Source organism: Mesorhizobium sp. M0217, assembly GCF_040321955.1.
Classification (GTDB): Bacteria; Pseudomonadota; Alphaproteobacteria; order Rhizobiales; family Rhizobiaceae; genus Mesorhizobium.
Window position 1 is genome coordinate 139,583 of the sequence record NZ_JAMYSN010000009.1, and the last position, 19,378, is coordinate 158,960.

At 60.6% G+C, this 19,378-nt stretch carries 18 protein-coding genes and 1 pseudogene; 10 read left to right on the plus strand and 9 right to left on the minus strand.

Features of this window, described 5'->3' with window-relative positions:
- Positions 1 to 41: 41 nt before the first annotated feature.
- Positions 42 to 413, minus strand: a pseudogene (locus tag NKJ18_RS16885) (acyltransferase family protein); the annotation flags it as partial.
- 5 nt (positions 414 to 418) lie between these two features.
- Complete coding sequence (locus NKJ18_RS16890; RefSeq protein ID WP_352758921.1) at positions 419 to 2,434, minus strand: acyltransferase family protein; 2,016 nt, start codon at positions 2,432 to 2,434, stop codon at positions 419 to 421.
- A gap of 357 nt (positions 2,435 to 2,791) precedes the next feature.
- Between NKJ18_RS16890 and NKJ18_RS16895 the strand changes: the two genes are divergently transcribed.
- The 5 genes from NKJ18_RS16895 (at position 2,792) to NKJ18_RS16915 (ending at position 6,443) form a co-directional block, all read left to right on the plus strand.
- Positions 2,792 to 3,805, plus strand: a complete 1,014-nt coding sequence (locus NKJ18_RS16895) for an NAD-dependent epimerase/dehydratase family protein (RefSeq protein ID WP_352758924.1) — start codon at positions 2,792 to 2,794, stop codon at positions 3,803 to 3,805.
- A gap of 158 nt (positions 3,806 to 3,963) precedes the next feature.
- Positions 3,964 to 4,590, plus strand: coding sequence for an MraY family glycosyltransferase (locus NKJ18_RS16900; protein WP_352758927.1), 627 nt, complete (start codon positions 3,964 to 3,966; stop codon positions 4,588 to 4,590).
- A gap of 117 nt (positions 4,591 to 4,707) precedes the next feature.
- The gene (locus tag NKJ18_RS16905) at positions 4,708 to 4,839 is read left to right on the plus strand and encodes a hypothetical protein (protein ID WP_280939975.1); all 132 of its coding nucleotides are present in this window, start codon (positions 4,708 to 4,710) and stop codon (positions 4,837 to 4,839) included.
- A complete protein-coding gene (locus NKJ18_RS16910; RefSeq protein ID WP_352758967.1) occupies positions 4,820 to 5,677 on the plus strand; it encodes an alpha/beta fold hydrolase in 858 nt (285 codons plus the stop codon). Before NKJ18_RS16905 ends, NKJ18_RS16910 begins: the two co-directional genes overlap by 20 nt.
- A 1-nt stretch (position 5,678) precedes the next feature.
- A complete protein-coding gene (locus NKJ18_RS16915; RefSeq protein WP_352758930.1) occupies positions 5,679 to 6,443 on the plus strand; it encodes an SGNH/GDSL hydrolase family protein in 765 nt (254 codons plus the stop codon).
- A gap of 61 nt (positions 6,444 to 6,504) precedes the next feature.
- Here NKJ18_RS16915 and NKJ18_RS16920 read toward each other — a convergent pair whose 3' ends face one another.
- Positions 6,505 to 7,518 (minus strand): NADP-dependent oxidoreductase, encoded by a 1,014-nt coding sequence (locus tag NKJ18_RS16920; protein ID WP_023705026.1) that lies wholly within the window; start codon positions 7,516 to 7,518, stop codon positions 6,505 to 6,507.
- Positions 7,519 to 7,610: 92 nt separating this feature from the next.
- On the opposite strand from NKJ18_RS16920, the gene NKJ18_RS16925 reads away from it, so the two are divergent.
- The 5 genes from NKJ18_RS16925 (at position 7,611) to NKJ18_RS16945 (ending at position 12,619) form a co-directional block, all read left to right on the plus strand.
- Positions 7,611 to 8,543, plus strand: coding sequence for a LysR family transcriptional regulator (locus NKJ18_RS16925; RefSeq protein WP_023689456.1), 933 nt, complete (start codon positions 7,611 to 7,613; stop codon positions 8,541 to 8,543).
- A 194-nt stretch (positions 8,544 to 8,737) separates the two neighbouring features.
- Positions 8,738 to 9,142 carry an MAPEG family protein gene (locus NKJ18_RS16930; RefSeq protein WP_023682292.1) on the plus strand — a complete coding sequence of 135 codons (405 nt, stop codon included), beginning with the start codon at positions 8,738 to 8,740 and terminating at the stop codon, positions 9,140 to 9,142.
- 648 nt (positions 9,143 to 9,790) lie between these two features.
- Positions 9,791 to 10,696, plus strand: a complete 906-nt coding sequence (locus NKJ18_RS16935) for an SMP-30/gluconolactonase/LRE family protein (protein WP_352758932.1) — start codon at positions 9,791 to 9,793, stop codon at positions 10,694 to 10,696.
- Positions 10,697 to 10,764: 68 nt separating this feature from the next.
- Complete coding sequence (locus NKJ18_RS16940) at positions 10,765 to 11,937, plus strand: alpha-hydroxy acid oxidase (RefSeq protein ID WP_352758935.1); 1,173 nt, start codon at positions 10,765 to 10,767, stop codon at positions 11,935 to 11,937.
- A complete protein-coding gene (locus NKJ18_RS16945) occupies positions 11,930 to 12,619 on the plus strand; it encodes an RraA family protein (RefSeq protein WP_352758936.1) in 690 nt (229 codons plus the stop codon). Before NKJ18_RS16940 ends, NKJ18_RS16945 begins: the two co-directional genes overlap by 8 nt.
- A 13-nt stretch (positions 12,620 to 12,632) precedes the next feature.
- Here the strand turns inward: NKJ18_RS16945 and NKJ18_RS16950 are convergent, their stop codons facing one another.
- Genes NKJ18_RS16950 through NKJ18_RS16975 form a run of 6 tightly spaced genes read right to left on the minus strand, consistent with a single transcriptional unit; the run spans position 12,633 to position 19,373 of the window.
- Complete coding sequence (locus tag NKJ18_RS16950) at positions 12,633 to 13,586, minus strand: response regulator (protein WP_023669440.1); 954 nt, start codon at positions 13,584 to 13,586, stop codon at positions 12,633 to 12,635.
- Positions 13,587 to 13,633: 47 nt separating this feature from the next.
- Positions 13,634 to 14,671 (minus strand): chemotaxis response regulator protein-glutamate methylesterase, encoded by a 1,038-nt coding sequence (locus tag NKJ18_RS16955; protein ID WP_352758938.1) that lies wholly within the window; start codon positions 14,669 to 14,671, stop codon positions 13,634 to 13,636.
- A 22-nt stretch (positions 14,672 to 14,693) separates the two neighbouring features.
- On the minus strand, positions 14,694 to 16,967 hold the full coding sequence (locus NKJ18_RS16960; RefSeq protein ID WP_352758940.1) for a hybrid sensor histidine kinase/response regulator: 2,274 nt from the start codon (positions 16,965 to 16,967) through the stop codon (positions 14,694 to 14,696).
- A complete protein-coding gene (locus NKJ18_RS16965; protein WP_081725531.1) occupies positions 16,964 to 17,668 on the minus strand; it encodes a chemotaxis protein CheW in 705 nt (234 codons plus the stop codon). Before NKJ18_RS16965 ends, NKJ18_RS16960 begins: the two co-directional genes overlap by 4 nt.
- On the minus strand, positions 17,668 to 18,909 hold the full coding sequence (locus NKJ18_RS16970; RefSeq protein ID WP_023715426.1) for a CheR family methyltransferase: 1,242 nt from the start codon (positions 18,907 to 18,909) through the stop codon (positions 17,668 to 17,670). The genes NKJ18_RS16965 and NKJ18_RS16970 overlap by 1 nt, the downstream gene beginning before the upstream one ends.
- Positions 18,906 to 19,373: a chemotaxis protein CheW gene (locus NKJ18_RS16975; protein ID WP_023700505.1), complete on the minus strand. Its 468-nt coding sequence runs from the start codon at positions 19,371 to 19,373 to the stop codon at positions 18,906 to 18,908. The genes NKJ18_RS16970 and NKJ18_RS16975 overlap by 4 nt, the downstream gene beginning before the upstream one ends.
- Positions 19,374 to 19,378: the final 5 nt, after the last annotated feature.

Below are 19,378 nucleotides of genomic sequence, written 5' to 3' on the forward strand. Positions count from 1 at the left end.
AAGGTCTCCAGATGTTGAGGCGTAAGCAGAAGAAACGCGGCGATGCATGACAGGGAGAATGTCGCGAAAAATGCCGGCAGCAGGCGGCGAGCCCGGCGCGAATAGAAATGCGCCAAACTGAAACGCCCTGCCTCCACATCGGTGGCCACAATGCGGGTGATCAAAAAGCCGCTGATTACGAAAAACACATCGACGCCGACAAAGCCGCCGGAGAAACCTGCGAATCTCAGGTGGAAAAACAAAACAGCCAGCACCGCGACCGCTCTAAGCCCGTCTATGTCCGTGCGGTGACCGTCCCCAGCCGCTGCCGCACATGACGGGCTGCCGAACTGTTCTCCAACCCGCAACGCGCGGCTGTCTTCCGAACAGGCCATTCCAGCCGTGGTCGAGAGCGGAGCCTGGCCGCTTCGCATCCCGTTCAATTGCTCTTGCCAGCCGTTTGAGACGGCGTGGTGTTGGCAGCCGACAACCGGTTTTGCTCCTGGCCTTTCAGGGCCGGATAGAGACCCATCATTCGCGCGACGGCTTCGTCTGTCTCGGGCTTCAGGTTTCTGCGTATATGCGAACCATCTCGGTAGATGAACTCGCCATTGACGTAGGTTGCGCAGTGTCTGTCTGGACACATCCCTTTGAGCGGATCGACGAAGACGACGTTATTGTCATGAACGAGCGATGCGAGCGCGGACACCATAGGCGACCAGATCCGGAAGACTTGCTCGCTATTCATCTCGGTCGAACAACGCCTTAGCATACCGCTTTCGAGCATCGCTGCGCATGAAGTCAGGTCCAGGCCGGGACCAGGCACTTGGCCAATGATTGCGACGCGCCGATCCGCCCTTTCGACTTCCTGGATGAGGCTACGCAGGCCATCGCGCAACAACAGGACTTTGCTGGTCTGCCTCTCACCATTGTCAGCAAGGACATTGGTGTCGGCAAGGCTTGTCCAGGCTGCGGAGAGCACCACGAGGTAGATGTCATTGCGTTGTTTCAGCATGGCGACCGCGGCCTTTCGCGACGATGAGCAGCTTTCCCGATATCCGGCCAAATCCGGAAAGTCGCGGTGGACACCTTCTCCAAAGGCGGCCGGACAGGCGCGGTAAAGAAAGAAAGCCGTGTTTTCTCTTTTACCTGCGCTGTCTAACAGCGGCGCAAGATGCTCGGCATGGCTGTCGCCCCAGAGCACGGCGTGGCGCGCCGCTTTGTCCCAAGGCGCACCGAACGCGCAAAAGGTACTGCCCAACTCAGCGATGCTGACCATCTGCGGGCATGACCAGTCCCACATCACATCGAGGCTGCGCATTGCCTCGACTTGCTTCGAGATCCTGCTGGTGAAACCACGGGCTTCGAACACGGCATTGGCACTCAGGCAAACCATTGCCACCGCGGCGGCACCAGCGAGAAGCACGCTGGATGGCGGCGCCCGCAGGCGGCGAACGGGTTCCTCGATGAACCGCCAGGACAGATACGCCACCAGCCAGGCAACCGCTAAAAGCACGCACGATTCAACCGCCGAGGGCATTGCGGTGCCAATATAATGGCGGAAGAACACGAGGATCGGCCAATGCCAGAGATACAGGCTGTAGGAGATTCTGCCCGTCGATCGCAACGGCGCGCTCGCAAGCACGGCCGAAATCGTCGACTGCGACCGCGGCCAGACGACCAGAGCAGCCCCGATCACAGGACCGAGCGCGAAAACGCCTGGAAACGGTTGGCTCGGCGAGAGAAAAAGGATGCTTGCGACTACAAGACCAAGGCCGCTCAGCTCAAACCATTTGGACGTACGCCCGCGGCCTTTCGGTGGCGCAAAGACGAGCAGGCCGCCGATAGTCAACTCCCAGGCTCGGCTGAAGGGAACATAGAATGCCTGCTTCGGATCGGCCTCCACCAGATTGAGGGCGATCGAGAAGCTGACCAGCGCAACAATGCAGATCAGCGCGACGACGGGGAGCTGGCGGCCGCGTGACAGCCGGTTGGCAACCAGAAGCAACAGCGGCCATACGAGATAGAACTGCTCTTCGACGCCGAGCGACCAGAGATGAAGCAGCGGCAGCAGCGCCGCCTCGCGATCGAAATAGCCGGTATTCCAAAGGAAATAATAGTTTCCCAATCCGAACGTGGAATATGCCGCACTGCGTCCCAGACCTTCATAGTCGCCCGGCAGCAACAGAAACCAGCCGGCAACGAGTGAGAAGCAGATCATCACCAGCATCGCCGGCAATATTCGACGCATGCGTCTGCCGTAGAATTCCACAAGGGACAGTCCGCCGCCTTCAGCCATTAAAAGGCGCGTGATCAGGTAACCGGAGATAACAAGGAAGACATCAACGCCAGCAAAGCCGCCCCGAAAACCGGGCACGTCAAAATGGAAAAAAACCACTGCGACCACTGCGATAGCGCGCAACCCGTCAATATCTGGGCGATAGTCGGACTTCAAAGCTCCCCCCGAACAGTCCCTTGGCCTCTTAGCCTAATTGCGCGATATGAGTCGATGGCCTGAGTTATGCAGTGGCGGCACTCGCTGTTGGAGGTTCAAGTTGCATTGCGAGAAACGTGGAGATACCCCCACAATTTGTTTCGGCCAGAACGACGGAAATCTCCACATTGGTGGGGATGTGCCAGAATCAGCTATCGTCTGGTGACCAAAGGACGGAGAACTGGCAGGATTTCGGGTGGGTGTTTGTTCGCTGATGATATCGAGGGCGACGAAAACTCGCCAGCCTTGATATGAAAGTGGTTGTTTGCCCCATCCTCGACTGTATAGATGACGCTCCCGTGGGAGGACGTGGCAACCTTGGACAACCATAGCGCGGACTTGGTCGAGTTTGGCCAGCACTCACATGTGCTGGTTACTGGCGGAGCAGGCTTCGTAGGGTCGGCGCTTGTCGATCTTTTGCTCGCCCGCCATTGCACCGTAACCGTCATCGACGATCTCTCGAACGGGCTGCTGCCCAATCTGCCCACCGGCAATTCCCGGCTGACGATCCGCACTTTCAGGGTTGGCGATCCGGCATACGGCGCGGCGGTCCACAATGAGGTCGGGTTGGCCGATGCAGTCTTCCACCTGGCGAGTCCGATCGGCGTTCAGCTTGCCCACATGGAGCGTTTTGCCGTCACCAGCCGCATTCTCGAATCAGGCTGTGCGATCGTGGAGGCGTGCAGAGTACACCGACGTCCGCTGCTTTACACGTCGAGTTCAGAAGTCTACGGCTCCGGCCGGGACAGGCCAATCACGGAATCCGATCCGGTGACGACGGACCTGCGACCGAGATGGGGCTACGCAGCTGCCAAGGCCGCGATCGAACATTTAGTGGCCGGACTGTATTTTGAATTCGGAATCCCGACCTGGATCGTTCGACCATTCAACATGGCCGGACCGCGCCAGCGCTCGGCGACCGGCCTCGTCCTGCCGGTGTTCGTCGATGCAGCGCTGCGTGGTGAACCACTCGTAGTCCATGACGATGGAGAGCAAAGGCGGGCGTTCCTGCACGTTGCCGACGCCGCCGAAGGTCTGCTGCTGGCAATGCAGTGCCCGTCATTGCGTGGCCGGCCAGTCAACTTGGGCGGAAGCGAAGCGATTCAGATTGGAAATCTTGCAAGAATGGTGGTTGAGGCCACCGCGACGACCGCGCCCATTATCATGAAACCATCCAGCACGGTGTTTGGTGATCGGTTCGCCGTAACATACGACCGAGTACCTGACACCAGCCTGTTAACAACCATGACCGGATGGCGACCCGTGCGAAGCACGAGGCAGATGGTCCTCGACTGCATAGAGCACATGCGTACCGAACGAGTGGTTGCTTGACGTCTGGCTCCTTGGTCCCGTTCATCGGGGCCCTGCTCATCGCGGTTCCCGGCGTCTGGCTGTTTGCGCGTCTTGCGCGGCGTATCGGAGCCGTCTCCAAGGTCACGAAAGATCGATGGCACACATCAGGCGAGGTTCCCCGGCTCGCGGGGCCCGCCATGCTGATCGCGATGTCACCATGGCTCCCCGTTGAACATACTCTCCTGCTATCAGCCTTCTGTTTGATAGGGGCGCTCGATGACCTCCGATCTCTTTCTGCCGGTGCCAAGGCAGCAGCGTTGGCCGCCGCAGCTGTTTTGGCCGGTATCATTACGCATCTGTGGTGGGTTCCGATCATCATTTGGATCGCTTGCAACGCCGTCAATATGCTTGACCATGCCGATGGTCTTGCCGCGAGCGCAATCGCGGCCGCCTTCCTCGGGCTGGGCGGCGCTCTCGGTATGGCGGGCGTCGGAGCATGCCTGGGATTTCTATTCTTCAACTATCCGCCGGCACGCGTTTTCATGGGCGATAGCGGCAGCCTTCTCCTCGGAGCGGCAATCGTGCTACTCGCGTCGCAAAGAGGGTTTGACGCTTCCCTGGCGTGGATTGCCGTGCCGCTGATTGACGCCGTCTTCGTAATCACTCGCCGCTTGCTGCAGGGGCGAAAACCTTGGATCGGCGGCACAGATCATCTCGGTCACACCTTGCTCCGCCTGGGCGTGAACCGCAGGGTTTTGCCCGCCCTATATGCAGCGACGGCACTGACGATCGGGCTTATGTTCTCGGTCTGGGCAAACACATAGGCACTTGAAGGCGTTGGGTCGAAGCTTCGGACACACGCCAGCGGCGTGTCGGCTTGCCGTGACTTCAGCCTAAAAGCTGACAGTCCGCTCGCGGCCCCAACTTGTTCTTGGGTTGCTATGACCCATCTGGCGGAAGATGCAACGGCAGAGCTTTATCTTGTCGGGGTAGCGCGCGTTGATTTAAAAATATGTGCGCTGGATCGCTTTGGCGACAACCGCGTTGCCGGCGATGGTCTCACACGCGCCTGAACATCGGTTTGTCAACACCGGGAGCATTGGGCTTCACGTCGTCCAGGTTGGGCCTGCCGAAGGCAGGCCGGTCATGCTCCTGCACGGCTTTCCCGACTTCTGGATCGGCTGGAGACGGCAGATCGATGCGCTCGCTACCGCCGGATTCCGGGTCATCGTTCCCGACCAGAGGGGCTACAACACCAGTGACAAGCCGAAAGCCATCCGTGAATACACGCTCCCCAAGCTCGTCGGCGATGTCGTTGCCATCGCCGACGCGCTCGGCATCGGAAGGTTTCACCTCGTCGGTCATGACTGGGGCGGTATCGTCGCCTGGGCCGCAGGCGCAAAGCTGCCGCACGGCCTGGAAAGGCTCGTCATCCTGAACGCGCCCCATCCCGAGGTGCTGCTTGCCCATTCCTTGCGATCTCCGACCCAGTTCCTGCGGAGCAGCTATGCGGCCTTCTTCCAGTTCCCCTTGCTGCCGGAGGCTTTTCTGGGGGCGGGGCGCTCGGCTCTGCTGGCACGGGCGCTCATCAAATCCAGCCGAACAGATGCCTTCACGGCGGAGGAAATCGCAGAGTATCGGCAGGCCTGGGAACGGCCGGGGGCGCTGACAGGCATGCTCAACTGGTATCGGGCGCTGCGCTTCCGCCCAAGCCTGAATGAGCGGATCACGACGCCGACCCTTGTACTGTGGGGGATGCAGGACCAAGCTCTGGAATATGGCCTGGCCGAGCGCAGTCTGGCCCTTTGCAACGATCGGGGCCTGCAGACGTTCGAGAAGGCGACGCATTGGGAACAGCGCGAAGAGGCCAGCGCGGTGAATGCCGCGCTTCTGGCGTTCCTGGACGGCTGAGATGCCGTTCCGTTCTGCAGGTGGCCTGACTCGCCGTGATCTCCTGACCGTGCTCGCTGCCGCGGTCACAACCCACCACCTTACCTCCTCTGCTGATGCAGCATTGGCAGAGGCCTCAACGGAGCATCCGATGCCACACGTCGTCCTTCTCGGGGATTCGATCTTTGACAACGCTGCCTATGTCGCGCACGGGCCCGACGTAGTGCGGCAGCTGCGGGAGCGGTTGCCGGAGGGGTGGCGTGCAACGGTAAACGCCGTCGACGGCGCCGTCACAAGCGGCGTCGAGCGGCAGCTTGAACGGCTCCCCCAGGATGCTAGCCATCTTGTCGTCAGCGTCGGTGGCAATGATGCTCTTCGTCATGCAGGGATTCTGGAGCAGGGGGCCTGTTCGGTGGCCGAGGTTCTGGACAGGATCAGCGATATCCGGGAGGCATTCGAGCACGACTACTGTACGATGCTCGAGGGGGCGCTGGGCCAAAACCTACCCACCGCTGTCTGCACGATCTACGAGGCGCGCTTTCCCGACCCACAGCGTCGTAGACTTGCCGCAACTGCCCTGACGGTCCTCAACGACGTCATCACCCGGGCGGCGTTCTCGCGCGGTTTGCCGCTCGTCGACCTGCGCTTGGTATCGAATGAGGACGCGGACTTCGCCAATCCTATCGAACCGTCAGTGCAAGGCGGCGCGAAGATCGCGGCAGCCATCGCGGCACTTGTAGTCGAGCACGATTCAGCCGGACGTCGGTCGGTGGTCTTCGTCGGCTAAACGGCGTAATCGCGCCCGATCGTCTGCACTCCCGATGGTCGTTCGGACTGAAAGCAACAATTCAGACGGCCAGCACGATCTTGCCTTGAATACTGCCGTCGGCGGCGCGCTCATGTGCGCGCGATGCCTCGGCCAGCGGGAATGTGCTGTCGATGACGACACGCACAAGGCCGTCGTCGAGCAGGCGGGCGGCTTTTGCCAACTGCGCGCCATTGGATCGAACCTGTGTGGATGAGACCGTGATCCCCAGCCTCTCTGTCTCTTCGTGACCAGCGAAGCCCAGTGGGTTGACCAGGAACAGCGCGCCGCCCGGCTTCAGAACATGGAAGAAGCGCTCCATGTCCGCGCCGCCCACCGCGTCGAGGACAAGGTCGACGTCTCGAACGACATCTTCCGCCGCGGTTGTCTTGTAGTCGATGAATTGATCCACGCCGAGATCGCGCATCAGCGCCTCGTTCTTGGCCGATGTCACCGCGATGACGCGCGCGCCCCGCCATTTCGCCAACTGGACGGCCAGATGCCCGACACCGCCTCCGGCACCATTGATGAGCACCGTCTTGCCGTCGAGGGGCACCGGCTCATGCGGTAAGGGCTGGAACGGATTCGGCTCGTCGTGGCCAAGTTCGATCAAGAACTGCCATGCCGTCAGAAGCGACATCGGCGCACCAGCCGCATGAATATGGTCGATGCCGGCTGGTTTCAACGCAACATGCGATGCCGGCACACTGACATAATGCGCGTAGGCATTGCTACCCGTCATCAAGTTATCGGGGAAGCGAACCATTGCGTAGACCTCGTCACCGATGCTGAACTCAGCGGCGTCAGCGCCAACCGCTTCAATGACGCCCGACACGTCCGTGCCGAGAATCAGTGGGAAGGACGCGTTGGGTCGCCATTCTGGCGGCAGTGCGCGATAGCCATCCCGCAGATACCAGTCGGGCGGATTAAGCCCGGCCGCCTGGACTCGGACAAGCACCTCGCCGGGCTTCACACCCGGCCTAGGCGCGTCTTCGTACACCAGCATCTCGGGACCACCGAATGCGTGCAGACGGACTGCCTTCATCTTATCGCTCATTAGTGAAATCTCCGCTCATCCATGTCATTGGAGCGAATCTAGCGGCATGACCGCCGGTTGATAATCGGTGCCGATGGCGGTTAAGTAATGCCATGGCGGAACATATCACTTTGGATCGGCTCACTGGCATCATCGCCTTCGCGCGTGCGGGATCGCTGGGCAGCTACACGGCAGCGGCGCGCGCGCTGTCGATTTCCCCGTCGGCGGTCAGCAAGAGCGTCCAGCGGCTCGAGCGGCATTTAGGAGTGTCGCTGTTTACCCGTACAACGCGCTCGCTCACCTTCACGCCCGAAGGGCGCGACCTGCATGAGCGCGCGCTGCGTCTGCTACGCGAGGCGGAGGAAATAGAGCAGGCGGCAATGACCGCGCGCTCCGAACCATCGGGCACGTTGCGCGTGGCCGCGTCGCTGCCGATCGGACTGCATCTGATCGCTCCGGCTTTACCGGCTTTCCGTCGGCTCCATCCGAACCTGATCGTCGATCTCAGGCTGGGTGACCAGATGGTGGACATGATCGAGGAAGGGATCGATGTCGCCATACGCATCGGTGATCTGGCTGACACCCGGCTACTATCACGCAAGCTCGCACCCCATCGGCTTTGCTGCTTCGCCTCGCCAGCCTATCTCGAGGAACGCGGCACACCGACCCATCCCGATCACCTGGAAGGGCACGACACCGTCAACCTTCGATATCAGAGCACAGGCCAGGCCTTTCGCTGGCCCTTCCGGATTGGCGACCGTGAAATCGAGATCGTGCCCAATTCCGGTGTGGTCGCCGATGCCAGCGATGCCGTGCTCATCATGCTGGCAGCCGGCGGTGGGATAGGCATAGGCGCCTCCTTCATGGCGGCTCCCTATGTGAAGCGCGGCGAACTGGTCCCAGTGCTGTCCACGTTCGCGGTCGAGCGAAACAATGTCACCGTGCTCTGGCCGGCAAGCCGACGCGCCAACCCCGCCGTGCGCGCCTTTCTGACCATGCTCGACGCCGCTTTCACTCTGCGAATGGCAGCTTCAAGCATCGACTGATCTGGCGCGGAAGGGTCGCTAAAGGGCGAAAGCGGTCAATCACTGCTGATTGGCTGAACGGCAGCTATTCCGGCACAACGTCCAAAAGCTGCTATTCCGTTTCGGCCCCACTACAGGCCGCCCCTCCTCGTCGAATAGCATTAGACTAGTTGATCGGCTACAACGACCTAGAGTGCTAGCAACGGGGAGGGCACATGTCGGCGAGCGCTTACGCATTGACTGGCTTCATCTCGTGGGCGCTGGCCCTGCTGATCGTGATGGAAGTTATCCGGAGCTACCTGGTGATCTCTGGGCAAGTCCCGGCAAACGGCTTTACGCCAGATAACGGAGCCCTCTCCCCGTTTATGCGGAGGTTAGCCCGTGCCCACGCCAACTGCATTGAAGGGCTTCCAATCTTCGGAGGTCTGCTCGGAGTCGCGATCATCATTTCAAAGACAGATGTCACGGATCCCTTGGCCTCCACGATGTTAGGCGCACGTATAGTGCAGTCGGTGATCCACCTCGTCTCAACCAGCCAACTCGCGGTCAGTCTCAGGTTCACCGCGTTCGCTGTGCAAATGGTGATTGGTGCGTATTGGTGCTGGTTGCTGTTGATCTGAAGAGTGGCGGAGCCCCGACGCAAAAGTGGGCCACCTCGATTCCGGGAGCCTTGGCAAACCCACTCCGGATCGTGACCCGAAAGACTGTCCCTTTTGACAGGCGAGCGAACCGCAAAACTGGCAGTGGCAAAACCGCCGTTGAGGCATGATATTGCTGTTGGATTTTGGGGCTACTCCCCAGCTTCGGAGAAGGATCGGCGTTCAGAGAGCAATTTGCACGCCTGGGCGCTGCGGCGCTCCCCAGCTTTTGGCCACACGCACGCCCTGCAAACGCTCGGGCTCAAGAGCGCCTGGCAGCGGAGCAGAGAATTGTTGGACTTTGTGAGTGTTAGAGGGAGAGGAACTGAGATTCAACCTTCTCCACCTGCACTTGTTCCTTGCACGCTGGCCTCAGCAGCACCTAATCCTGCCACCCAACCTGGAGGAGCAAGCCAGTGCTACCGAGCTATGTAGACACCGATCGGCTCGCGCTGTAGCCATAGGCCTCCGCCCGTCGGGGTTCACCGGCGCCGGGGTGGGGGGGCGGCCTAGGGGGGCCCAGCAACGCGCACGTCAGCCTGGCTATCTTTCGAGTCGCCGGGTCCGGAGACCGCCAGGCTGGATTATACCCGACAAATCTTGTTAGGCTGCCGTTCTGGGGGTCGCACGATGAACGAGGTTGAAAAGCTGGCCGTCGAGGTTGTCGCGACCGGCCTTGGCTGGCCCGAGGGCCCGACGGTGCTGCCCGATGGCCGAATTGTCATCGTCGAAAGCTATCGCAGCCAGCTGACGGCCATAGATCGCGACGGAAGTGCTCGCCAGTTCGCGTATGTTGCCGGAGCGCCCAACGCCTGCGTTCTCGGATCGGATGACCTGCTCTATGTCTGCCAGAACGGCGGCACGACCGGACCTTGGCGGGCCGCGGAGATAACGACGCCATCGATCCAGCGGGTTGCCGAAGGCGGAAAGCCGGAAATCCTGCTGAGCGAAGTCGCGGGCATTCGGCTCAATGGGCCAAACGATCTTGTATTTGCTGCTGACGGCCGGCTCATCTTCAGCGATCCCGGCACATACAACCCGGGGAATCCGGACCCAAGCTACATTTTTGCCGTCAACCCCGATGGCAGTGCTTACCTTGCTCTCGGTTTCGACAAGCCGACCTTCCCCAATGGTGTGGCGATCGAAGCCGACGGCTCGATCATTTGGGGGGAGTCCTATACGGGGCGCGTCAAGCGGCAGCGTCCGGATGGTTCCGTCGAAGACCTGGGCCGCTTGCCTGGGGCCAGTCCGATCCCGGACGGGCTGAAGGTCGGAGCCGATGGCCGCCTTTATGTCACGGATATTGCCGCCAACGGCATTCACGTTCTGAAGCCCAACGGCACAGCGGAGGGTTTCTTCGTCTGTGGCAAGGCAACGACCAACTGCGTCTTCTCGGGCGAGATGCTTTGGGTGACAAATGCCGGCGTGCTGGCGACCGGCAGCGATCCCTCCTTTGAGGGAACACTCTCCTGCGTGCGTGTTCCGGGAGGCGGTGGACCGACGCATCATGGTCGCATCGGCGGAAAGCAACCGTGAGTAGCTCCTCGTCCGCCTCAAACACAGGCGATGACCGCGGTGCCGGCGGTGCGGCATCGTCTGCTTCGATGGCGGCGTTGAAGTGCCTGTACAGCGTGGCCGCGGTCCGCGTCGCCGCGCGGCGGACTTTGCCACGCCCGGTGTTCGACTTCGCCGATGGCGGTGCCGAGGATGAGCGAACGCTGCGCCGGAACGAGCAAGCTTTTAACGAGGTTGCCATTCTGCCGCGACCACTCAACGGTGCAACGACGCGAGACCTTTCCCTTGACCTCTTCGGCGCGAAACTTGCCATCCCGCTGGGCATCGCGCCAACCGGCCTGGCTGGGCTGTTCTGGCCCGACGGCGAGCGCGCAGCCGCCCGAGCCGCAGCGGCCGCAGGGACATTCTACTGCGCCAGCCACGGATCGGTCTGCACGCTGGAGGATATAGCAGCCACCGGAAGTAGCCCACGGTGGATGCAGGTGTTCGTCTATACCGATCGCGGCTTCACCCGAGAAATGGTGGATCGGGCGCGTGCCTCAAGCTACGACGCGCTGGTGCTCACCATTGATAACCAGATGCTTGGCAACCGTGAACGCGACATCCGCAACGGTTTTGCCATCCCGCCGCGCTTCGGTGTGGCCGGAACCCTCGCGGCCGCCACCAAGGCGGCGTGGCTTCTTCGTATGCGCACCCGACTCCCGAAACTGACCTTCGGCAACTACGCGCGCCCCGGAGATGCGGCGACGGTCGGTGCATTGGCGGGCCGGATGGCCGCAATGCTCGATCCCGGACTCTCCTGGGCCGATGTCGACTGGCTGCGCACTGTCTGGTCCGGACCGTTGTTGCTGAAAGGCGTCCTGCATCCCAGCGAAGCCGCCGAGGCTGTAGCCCGAGGAATCGACGGCATCATCGTATCCAATCATGGGGGACGTCAGCTTGACGGCGCCGCCGCATCCCTGGACGCGTTGACGGCAGTTGTCGCGGCTGTCGCCGGCCGCGTACCAGTGCTTATCGACGGCGGCATCAGGCGAGGCTCTGACGTCGTCAAGGCCCTGGCGCTCGGCGCCTCGTGCTGTCTGATCGGGCGGCCGCAGTTGTGGGGGCTCGCGGTCGCCGGCGAGGAGGGGGTACGCCACGTGCTCGAACTTTACCGCAAGGAAATCGACCGCGTCATGGGACTGATGGGCGCGCGGAGCCTGCGCGACCTCGGGCCGGACTGTATTTCGTTCGTTCAGGGAATGGGGCCGCTATATGATTGAAGACCCACCACTGCTCACCATCAAGCGCCGTTTCGAACGGCCCGCAGCAGAAATCATCAGTGCTTTTGCGGGCGTGCCGGTTAGCCAGGTCGTAGACGCGATGGGGGGACGCGGCGCCTTGCATTATGCGATCAAGCCACTGTCGCCAGCTACTGCGACGATGGTCGGCGTCGCCGTGACCTGTCACTGCGGTCCCGCCGACAACCTCGCCCTGTTTGGAGCACTGGATGCCGCAGCAAGTGGCGATGTCATCGTCGCGGCCACCGACAGCTTTGCCGGTACGGCGGTAACTGGCGATCTCGTGCTCGGCATAGCGCGCAACAAGGGGGTCGCCGGCTTCATCACTGACGGCCTCGTGCGCGACGTTGTCGGGATCGAGGCGGTCGGGTTGCCGGTTTACTGTGCCGGGATCATTGCGAACTCGCCTGCGCGCAATGGTCCAGGCACGGTCGGATTCCCGGTGGTGGTGGGAGGAGTGACTATCTCGCCGGGAGACATACTGGTCGGCGACCGCGACGGTCTCGCCGTGGTGCCTCGCCTGGAGGCTGAGACGGTGCTGGCCCGGCTCTCCGCCATCAGGGCGGCTGAGAAAACTCTTGATGGCCTAGTGCGGCAAGGTCTCGAGATGCCCGACTTCGCCAAGGTCGTCCTCAAATCGAACAGGGCGCGCTTCGTTGACTGAGATGTGAGCTTCTCTAGCTGCGGGACATATGAAGCGCAACACGATTTCGTCCTTCCGATTTGGCACGAAACAGAGCCAAATCGGCGGCATTGACGAAATCGTTTGGCGTCTCGTTCTCGGTGGGCACCGCTGTTGCGACGCCGACGCTGATGGTCACGCGATCCGGGCCGTGGGGTATGTTCAACTCTCGCACGCTCTGGACGAGCCGCTCGGCGATCGCACTGGATTGTTCCAGTATAGTGTCGACCAGCACGATGACGAACTCTTCGCCTCCGTACCGCGCAGCGAGATCGGTGGAACGGCCGGAACCGCTCTGGATTACGCGGGCGATTTGCTTGAGCACATCGTCGCCGGCCATATGGCCATAGGTATCGTTGTATCGTTTGAAGTTGTCGGCATCGATCATCAACAGCGACAGTGGGGACTGTGCGCGAAAAGCGCGTTTCCATTCAGCCGCCAGATATTCGTCAAAATAGCGCCTGTTACCGAGACCCGTCAGGCCATCGATCCGCGTCAGACGTTCAAGCTCTAGATTTGCACTGATCAGCTGTCGCTGGCTTTCCCTCAGCGCTCGGTGTGCCGAGTCTCGCTGGACGTGATCCAGATAGGCCCGCGTGTGATATCGAATGCGTGCAATCAACTCGATACGATCCGGCAGTTTGACGAGATAGTCGTTCGCGCCCGCGGCGAAGGCTTCGCCCTTGGTGGCTGGATCTTCCTTGCTCGACAGCACAATGACTGGAACCGCGCGTGTCGACGCATGCTTCCTGTATTCTCGCACCAGATGTAGCCCATCCACCCCGGGCATGACGAGATCCTGCAGGATAACGGTTGGCTTTACCTCATCCGCGACCGTCATCGCTCTCAACGGGTCGGTGCAGAAGTGTAAGGATATATCGGGCTCGTTGGCTAGAGCGCGCCTGACCGCCTCGCAAACCATGATCTGATCATCGATGAGCAGAACCATGGATGAATAGTTATCTGCGAGTGGCGGGACCAACTCTGGTTCTTGCGTCATCGGAAGGGGCCTTTCACGTGGGGGCGCTCGCAGGCTTCGATTATACGTGAGCCGATCGCACCCAAAGGAAGAATATCAACAGCCGCGCCGATGTCGGCGGCGGCCTTCGGCATGCCATAGACGGCACTGGTTGCTCTATCCTGCGCGATTGTGAGATGCCCCTTGTCACGGAGCTGTCTCAGCCCGCGCGCACCATCCCTGCCCATGCCTGTGAGCAGAACACCAATCACCGAGCCAGGCCACCATTGCGCCGCACTTTCGAAGAACACATCTACGGACGGCCGATAAACATTGTCCTTGGGACTGGGCGTATAGCCAAGTTGCTGAGCTGACTTGAAAACCAGATGATCCGCAGAACTGGCAACGAGAACGGTGCCCGCTTGAGGACTATCCCTTTCCCCCGCCGGACGGATCGGGAGACGCGTATGCTGCCCTAGCCAATCAACAAGGCCTGGAACGAACTGAGCATCGAGATGCTGGACGAGCACAATCGCGCCGCGAAAATCAACGGGAAACGCGCTCAGGACTGCGGCAACGGCAGCCGGCCCGCCCGCAGAGGCGCCGATTGCTATCACGTGTCGAGTTGACGGCTCAGCCGCACGTGACATCCGCCTTTTTGCCTGGGTAGGCGCATCACCGATCAACTTGCCTATCGTTCGTATCTTGTTCGTCAAAAGCCGGGCGGATTGCGAGGACGCGTTGCCTTCGATGCCAACCGACGGAATATCGACTGCGTCAAGCGCGCCATGACCCATTGCTTCGTAGACGCCGGCGAGGTTGGCTTCGATACTGGCGGTCACCAGCAAGATTGAGCACGGGGTTTCCGCCATGATTCTGCGGGTCGCTTCCACGCCGTCCATCTCTGGCATCGCTAGATCCATGAGTATCAGATCCGGCAGATCACGTCTGCAGACCTCGACCGCCTCACGCCCATTAGTCGCGATCCACGCGACCTGATGTTCGCCGGTCGACAGGACCAGTCGACGCAGAAGTTCAACCGCCATCGGCATGTCGTTGACTACGCCGATTCTCATTCGCTGGCTTCCAATCTCGATCTCATTCAGCCGCCTCGCCAATCATGTCCACGACGGCATGGATCAGCGCCTCGTCCTGAAAACTACTCTTGGTCAGATAATAGTCCGCACCTGCGTCGAGCCCGCGCGCGCGATCTTCTTCCCGATCCTTGTATGAAACGATCATAATGGGTGTGTTCTTGAGATCAGCGTCCTTTCTGATCAAACTCACCAGCTCGATGCCATCCATGCGAGGCATGTCGATGTCGGTGACGACGAGATCGAAAGGACCAGACCGGACGGCATTCCACCCGTCCATGCCGTCTACCGCCACTTCGACCTCATAACCGTAATTGCCGAGCATCTTGCGCTGGAGTTCGCGAACCGTCAGTGAATCGTCAATCACGAGCACGCGCTTGCGCCTCTTCGCTTCGGGACCGCCCGCGGCGCGCCGAAGAGCTCGAAATCCGCTGGACGATGCAAGCTTTTCCACCGATCGGATCAGATCGTCGACATCGAAGATCAGAACGGGCGAACCATCTTCCATCAGGGCCGCTGCGCTGATGTCCTTGATCTTGGCAAACCGTGGATCGAGAGGTCTGATCACTAACTCGCGTTCCCCGAGAAAACGGTCAACGATCAGGCCGTACGCATCGCCCCGACCCGCATCTACGACGACGACCGATAGTTCGTTCGGTTCCGATCCGGGCTCACCTCGATCGAGCACCTCGCGAGCGGTGACCAGCCCGATCTGTCGATCGTTCAATCGAAAATGCGGCCGGCCCTGCAGGACGTTGATCTCCGTCCGCTGCAGTTTCAAAGTCTTGGAAATGGCAGCGAGTGGAAAAGCATAGGGCTCTCCATCGACATCGACGAGCAGCGTGCGCAGGACCGACAGTGTCAGCGGCAATTGCAGTTGAAATCGGGTTCCGTGGCCAAATTCTGAGGAGACGCTTGCGACTCCCCGGACTTCCTTCGTCATGGCTTGCACTGCATCGAGCCCCACACCGCGACCTGAGACGTCGGTAAGGCCCGCTTTCATGGAAAAGCCTGGCAGAAACAGAAACGCGAGCAATTCGCTTTCGCTGAGTGTTTCAGCACTTTCCCTGGTTGCAAGTTGCCGGGCGACGACGGTCTCGCGCAGCTTCGAGAGCTCTATCCCCCTGCCGTCGTCCACCACGGCTATCTGCAGCAGCCCGGCATTGTGCCTCGCTTCGAGCCTGATGAGCCCCTCTTCGGGTTTGCCCATCGCGAGGCGCTCCTCAGGCGGTTCAAGCCCATGGTCTACAGCGTTGCGCAGAAGGTGCCCCAAAGGGGCATCGAGCTGCTCGAGGATATCGCGGTCGATGCCGGTCGAGCCGCCTACGATCTCCAGTCGCACCCGCTTGCCAAGGGTACGACCGAGGTCGCGGATCATTCTCGCATAGTGTCGCACGCCGTCCTCAAAAGGCCGCATCCGGCTCGCCAACGTTTCGTCGTACAATCTGTTGGCAAGATCGGTCGCTTTCCGATCCACTGAATCCAACTCATCGAAACGCTCCGCCAGGAACGCTTGGCTCAACCGAAGCTTTCGCTGCGCTTCAGCCAGCGCCTCCACCACCGCCGCATCGTTTGAAACCGGCGGCAGCACTGCATGAAGATTGTCGAACGCACTTGCGAGGTCCGATTGAAGTCGCTTCAGCCGTAGCAGCCCGTCAGCGAATGGCCTGAGCCGCCGAGCTTCCATCAGCGACTCGCCAGCCAGCCCGAGCAATCGGTTCAGGCTGTCTGCCGTCACCCGAACCATTCTATCAGAGCCGATGCTGCCGTGGGCTTGCGGTACCGCCCCAACGAGGAGGTTCGCTGAAGAGGTCGTCGCCAGTTGCTCCTGGGCATGATCTGGAGTTGCGAAATCAGCTGCAGAATCTTGGGGCCCGGGCTTTGCCTGGGGGAGGGACAACCCCTCGAACTTCGCGAGAAAGGTTTCGACTTCTGAGTTGGCGCTCTCGCTCGATGATCCCGATGCGATCAATTTCAAAAGGTCAGAACCTTGCAGAAGCGCATCTATATGCTCCCGTCGCACCCTCAGATGCCCGCGTTGCGCTGCGACCAGGCAGTCTTCCATCGCATTTGCAACTTTGACTGCGGGCATCAGGTCGATGATGCGGGCAGCTCCTTTCAGAGAATGCGCGGCACGCATGCATGCTTCCAGGGCGTCGGCGGCGATAGGATCGCGTTCGAGTGCCAGAAGTCCAGAGGTTAGAGCCCGTGACTGCGTCTCCAGTTCGGCCTGGAAGAGGCTGAGCATCGAAACCTGGCTGAAGTCTTCATCTGTCATGCGATGCTCCGATCCAGCATCGTGAGCAGTTGTCGTGGATCGAGACAGCCAACGGCTCGTCCTTGCCATGGCAGCACGGCAACCGTAGCGGCCGACAGTGCCTTGCCAATCATGGCCGGAACAGCGAGAGTGTCGCGTTCCTGGTACCGATGTAAGCCGTGGATCTCATCAACCATAAAAGCAACCCGCTTGTCGCGCTCGCCTACCACGACAAGGCGGCGAAATACCTTGGTTCGTGTGCCTTGTTCCCCTTCCTTGCGCTCGTCTATCCCGAGCAATTCGGCCAGGGACAGGCAAATGAGCAATTCACCACGGACATTCGCAATGCCGAGCAGTGCACTGTTCCTGCGATGTGGAAGTGAATGAACGCGACGAGATTCAGCCACTTCATGAAAAATGCCGACTGGAAGTGCCAGCCATTCCTCCCCCAAACGGAAGAGAACGGCCGTCTGCAGCGCGTCGTTGTCTGCCGAATCGATCCCTGCACGACCAGCGTTGTCAGGCCATTCGTCGCGAGATGCCGAGGGAGCTGCACGGTCGAGGAGGCGTCGTGCGATCTTCTTGTAGGTCGGGCAATTCCGGCAGTGGAGATGCTGCTCTAGTAGCGGACATGACTTGTCACCCCGTACGCCTATTTGCCGCCAGCAGTCGTTGATTTCGATCTGCTCCACCGGCTGAGCGATCCTTGTCGAAGCCGCCATCAACTGCCGCTCCTTTTCTGGACCCGACCCAGCCGGCCGGCCAGCGCCTCGGCGCCGTTATGGTCGCCTTGCTTGCTAAGCAGCAAGGCCAGATGGACAAGAGCTTCTCGATGATTTGGCGCGAGATAGAGCGCCTTGCGATAACTTTGCGCGGCTTCGGGTGCAGAACCATCCGCATCCTGGACGAGGCCTAGCAGGTAGAAGATTTCTGCGGAAGGACCGAACTCCCTGAGATGCGCCAGGGCGACCTCCTGTGCCTCCTTTACGCGTCCTGCATTGGCGATCCGTTCAACCGCGATGAGGCTTTCCGAGGCGTGTGCAAGCGGCTTGGCCGGAGCCTGCCCGCGGCCTTCATTGCCAATTGTCGGTCGGAACGGACGAAGAGGCTCGCTCTTGTTGACCTTAGGGCTTGGCGTCCGCACCGGGACGGCGGCCGAAACCTTCGGCGCCGTGGTCTTGACGGGCTCCGATTTCAGAAAGGCGAAGGCCAATGGCCATTCAGCGGAAAGAAAGCCATGCACCCTTGGAAGAGCTGCTTCCGCCGGACCGACCAGAAGAAGTCCGTCTTTGGCCAGCAGGTCCTTCAGGCAGATCAATGCGCGATCCTGCAGCTCTCGATTGAAATAGATCAGCAAATTGCGGCAAAGCAGGATGTCATAGACCTCTTGCCCGAAAGGCGCGTGAGAACCGAACAGGTTTCCTACCATGAACCGAACCTGTTTCAGCACCCCAGCAACAGGCCGCAACCCGCCCTCGGCCGCTTCGAAATAGCGATCCTTGAATTCTAAATGGCTGCCGCGAAACGAATTGCGGCCATAGATGGCGTGTTCAGCCGTCGCGATATTGCGGCTGCTGACGTCCACGCCATCGATCTTGAACTCATGCGCCTCAAAGCCGGCATCGAACATGGCCATGGCGACCGAGTAAGCCTCTTCGCCGGTTGAACATGGCAGGCTCAGGATTCTTATCGGCTGAGCAGGCTTGTGCGCGCGCGCATGCCGCGCCAGCATCGTGAACGCTTCTCGGTCGCGAAAGAACCAGGTCTCTGGGATCACCACCGCATTGATCAGCTCCTGCAGCTCCTGCGAGGAACCGGCCAAGTGTTGCCTATAGGCCTGAGGGTTGGTTATCCGGCATGCTTCCATCCGTTCTCTGACCGCCTGACGAACCACTGTCGGACCAACGCTGGCACTGTCCAGTCCAATGGTTTCCGTCAGGAGCTTTTCTATTGCTCCGGTCATTGATCACCTATTGCCGCCTGGCGGAGCAAAGCGGTACGAATCTCTTCCGAAAGCAGCGCTTCCACTTTGACCCACTGAATGATCTCCAAACCATCGGAAGCCACCGGCCCAAGATAGGGCGGGGTTCCTGGTTCCAGTCCGAACGGCGCGAAATCGGCCGGGTCTCGCTCGATCGTATCCGTCACCCGTTCCGCGATCAGCCCCAGCAGGCGTCGCTCGCCATCATCCGCCGGATAGCGCGTCACAACGATCCGGGTGCTCAACAGGCGCTCCGATGGTCGGCCAAGCGCAAGAAGGGTGACATCGATCAGGGGGATGGGTATTCCGTTATAGCTGACCAAACCCACCACACCAGTTGGCGCACCCGGAAGAACTTTCACGTCGATATAGGGCAGCACCTCTTCAATTTTGTGGACATCGATCAAGTAGCGATCCGGACCCATGCTGAAGGCGAGGAATAGCATTGTCA

Excerpts from the sequence above, each read along its gene's own strand:
- NKJ18_RS16915 (WP_352758930.1), top strand. The coding sequence starts at position 5,679 with ATGCCGTTCCGTTCTGCAGGTGGCCTGACTCGCCGTGATCTCCTGACC.
- NKJ18_RS16940 (WP_352758935.1), top strand. The coding sequence starts at position 10,765 with ATGGCGGCGTTGAAGTGCCTGTACAGCGTGGCCGCGGTCCGCGTCGCC.
- NKJ18_RS16965 (WP_081725531.1), bottom strand. The coding sequence starts at position 17,668 with ATGGCGGCTTCGACAAGGATCGCTCAGCCGGTGGAGCAGATCGAAATC.
- NKJ18_RS16925 (WP_023689456.1), top strand. The coding sequence starts at position 7,611 with ATGGCGGAACATATCACTTTGGATCGGCTCACTGGCATCATCGCCTTC.
- NKJ18_RS16930 (WP_023682292.1), top strand. The coding sequence starts at position 8,738 with ATGTCGGCGAGCGCTTACGCATTGACTGGCTTCATCTCGTGGGCGCTG.
- NKJ18_RS16950 (WP_023669440.1), bottom strand. The coding sequence starts at position 13,586 with ATGGTTCTGCTCATCGATGATCAGATCATGGTTTGCGAGGCGGTCAGG.
- NKJ18_RS16935 (WP_352758932.1), top strand. The coding sequence starts at position 9,791 with ATGAACGAGGTTGAAAAGCTGGCCGTCGAGGTTGTCGCGACCGGCCTT.
- NKJ18_RS16960 (WP_352758940.1), bottom strand. The coding sequence starts at position 16,967 with ATGACAGATGAAGACTTCAGCCAGGTTTCGATGCTCAGCCTCTTCCAG.
- NKJ18_RS16970 (WP_023715426.1), bottom strand. The coding sequence starts at position 18,909 with ATGACCGGAGCAATAGAAAAGCTCCTGACGGAAACCATTGGACTGGAC.
- NKJ18_RS16955 (WP_352758938.1), bottom strand. The coding sequence starts at position 14,671 with ATGAGAATCGGCGTAGTCAACGACATGCCGATGGCGGTTGAACTTCTG.
- NKJ18_RS16910 (WP_352758967.1), top strand. The coding sequence starts at position 4,820 with ATGGTCTCACACGCGCCTGAACATCGGTTTGTCAACACCGGGAGCATT.
- NKJ18_RS16920 (WP_023705026.1), bottom strand. The coding sequence starts at position 7,518 with ATGAGCGATAAGATGAAGGCAGTCCGTCTGCACGCATTCGGTGGTCCC.
- NKJ18_RS16945 (WP_352758936.1), top strand. The coding sequence starts at position 11,930 with ATGATTGAAGACCCACCACTGCTCACCATCAAGCGCCGTTTCGAACGG.
- NKJ18_RS16900 (WP_352758927.1), top strand. The coding sequence starts at position 3,964 with ATGCTGATCGCGATGTCACCATGGCTCCCCGTTGAACATACTCTCCTG.
- NKJ18_RS16975 (WP_023700505.1), bottom strand. The coding sequence starts at position 19,373 with ATGCTATTCCTCGCCTTCAGCATGGGTCCGGATCGCTACTTGATCGAT.
- NKJ18_RS16905 (WP_280939975.1), top strand. The coding sequence starts at position 4,708 with ATGACCCATCTGGCGGAAGATGCAACGGCAGAGCTTTATCTTGTCGGG.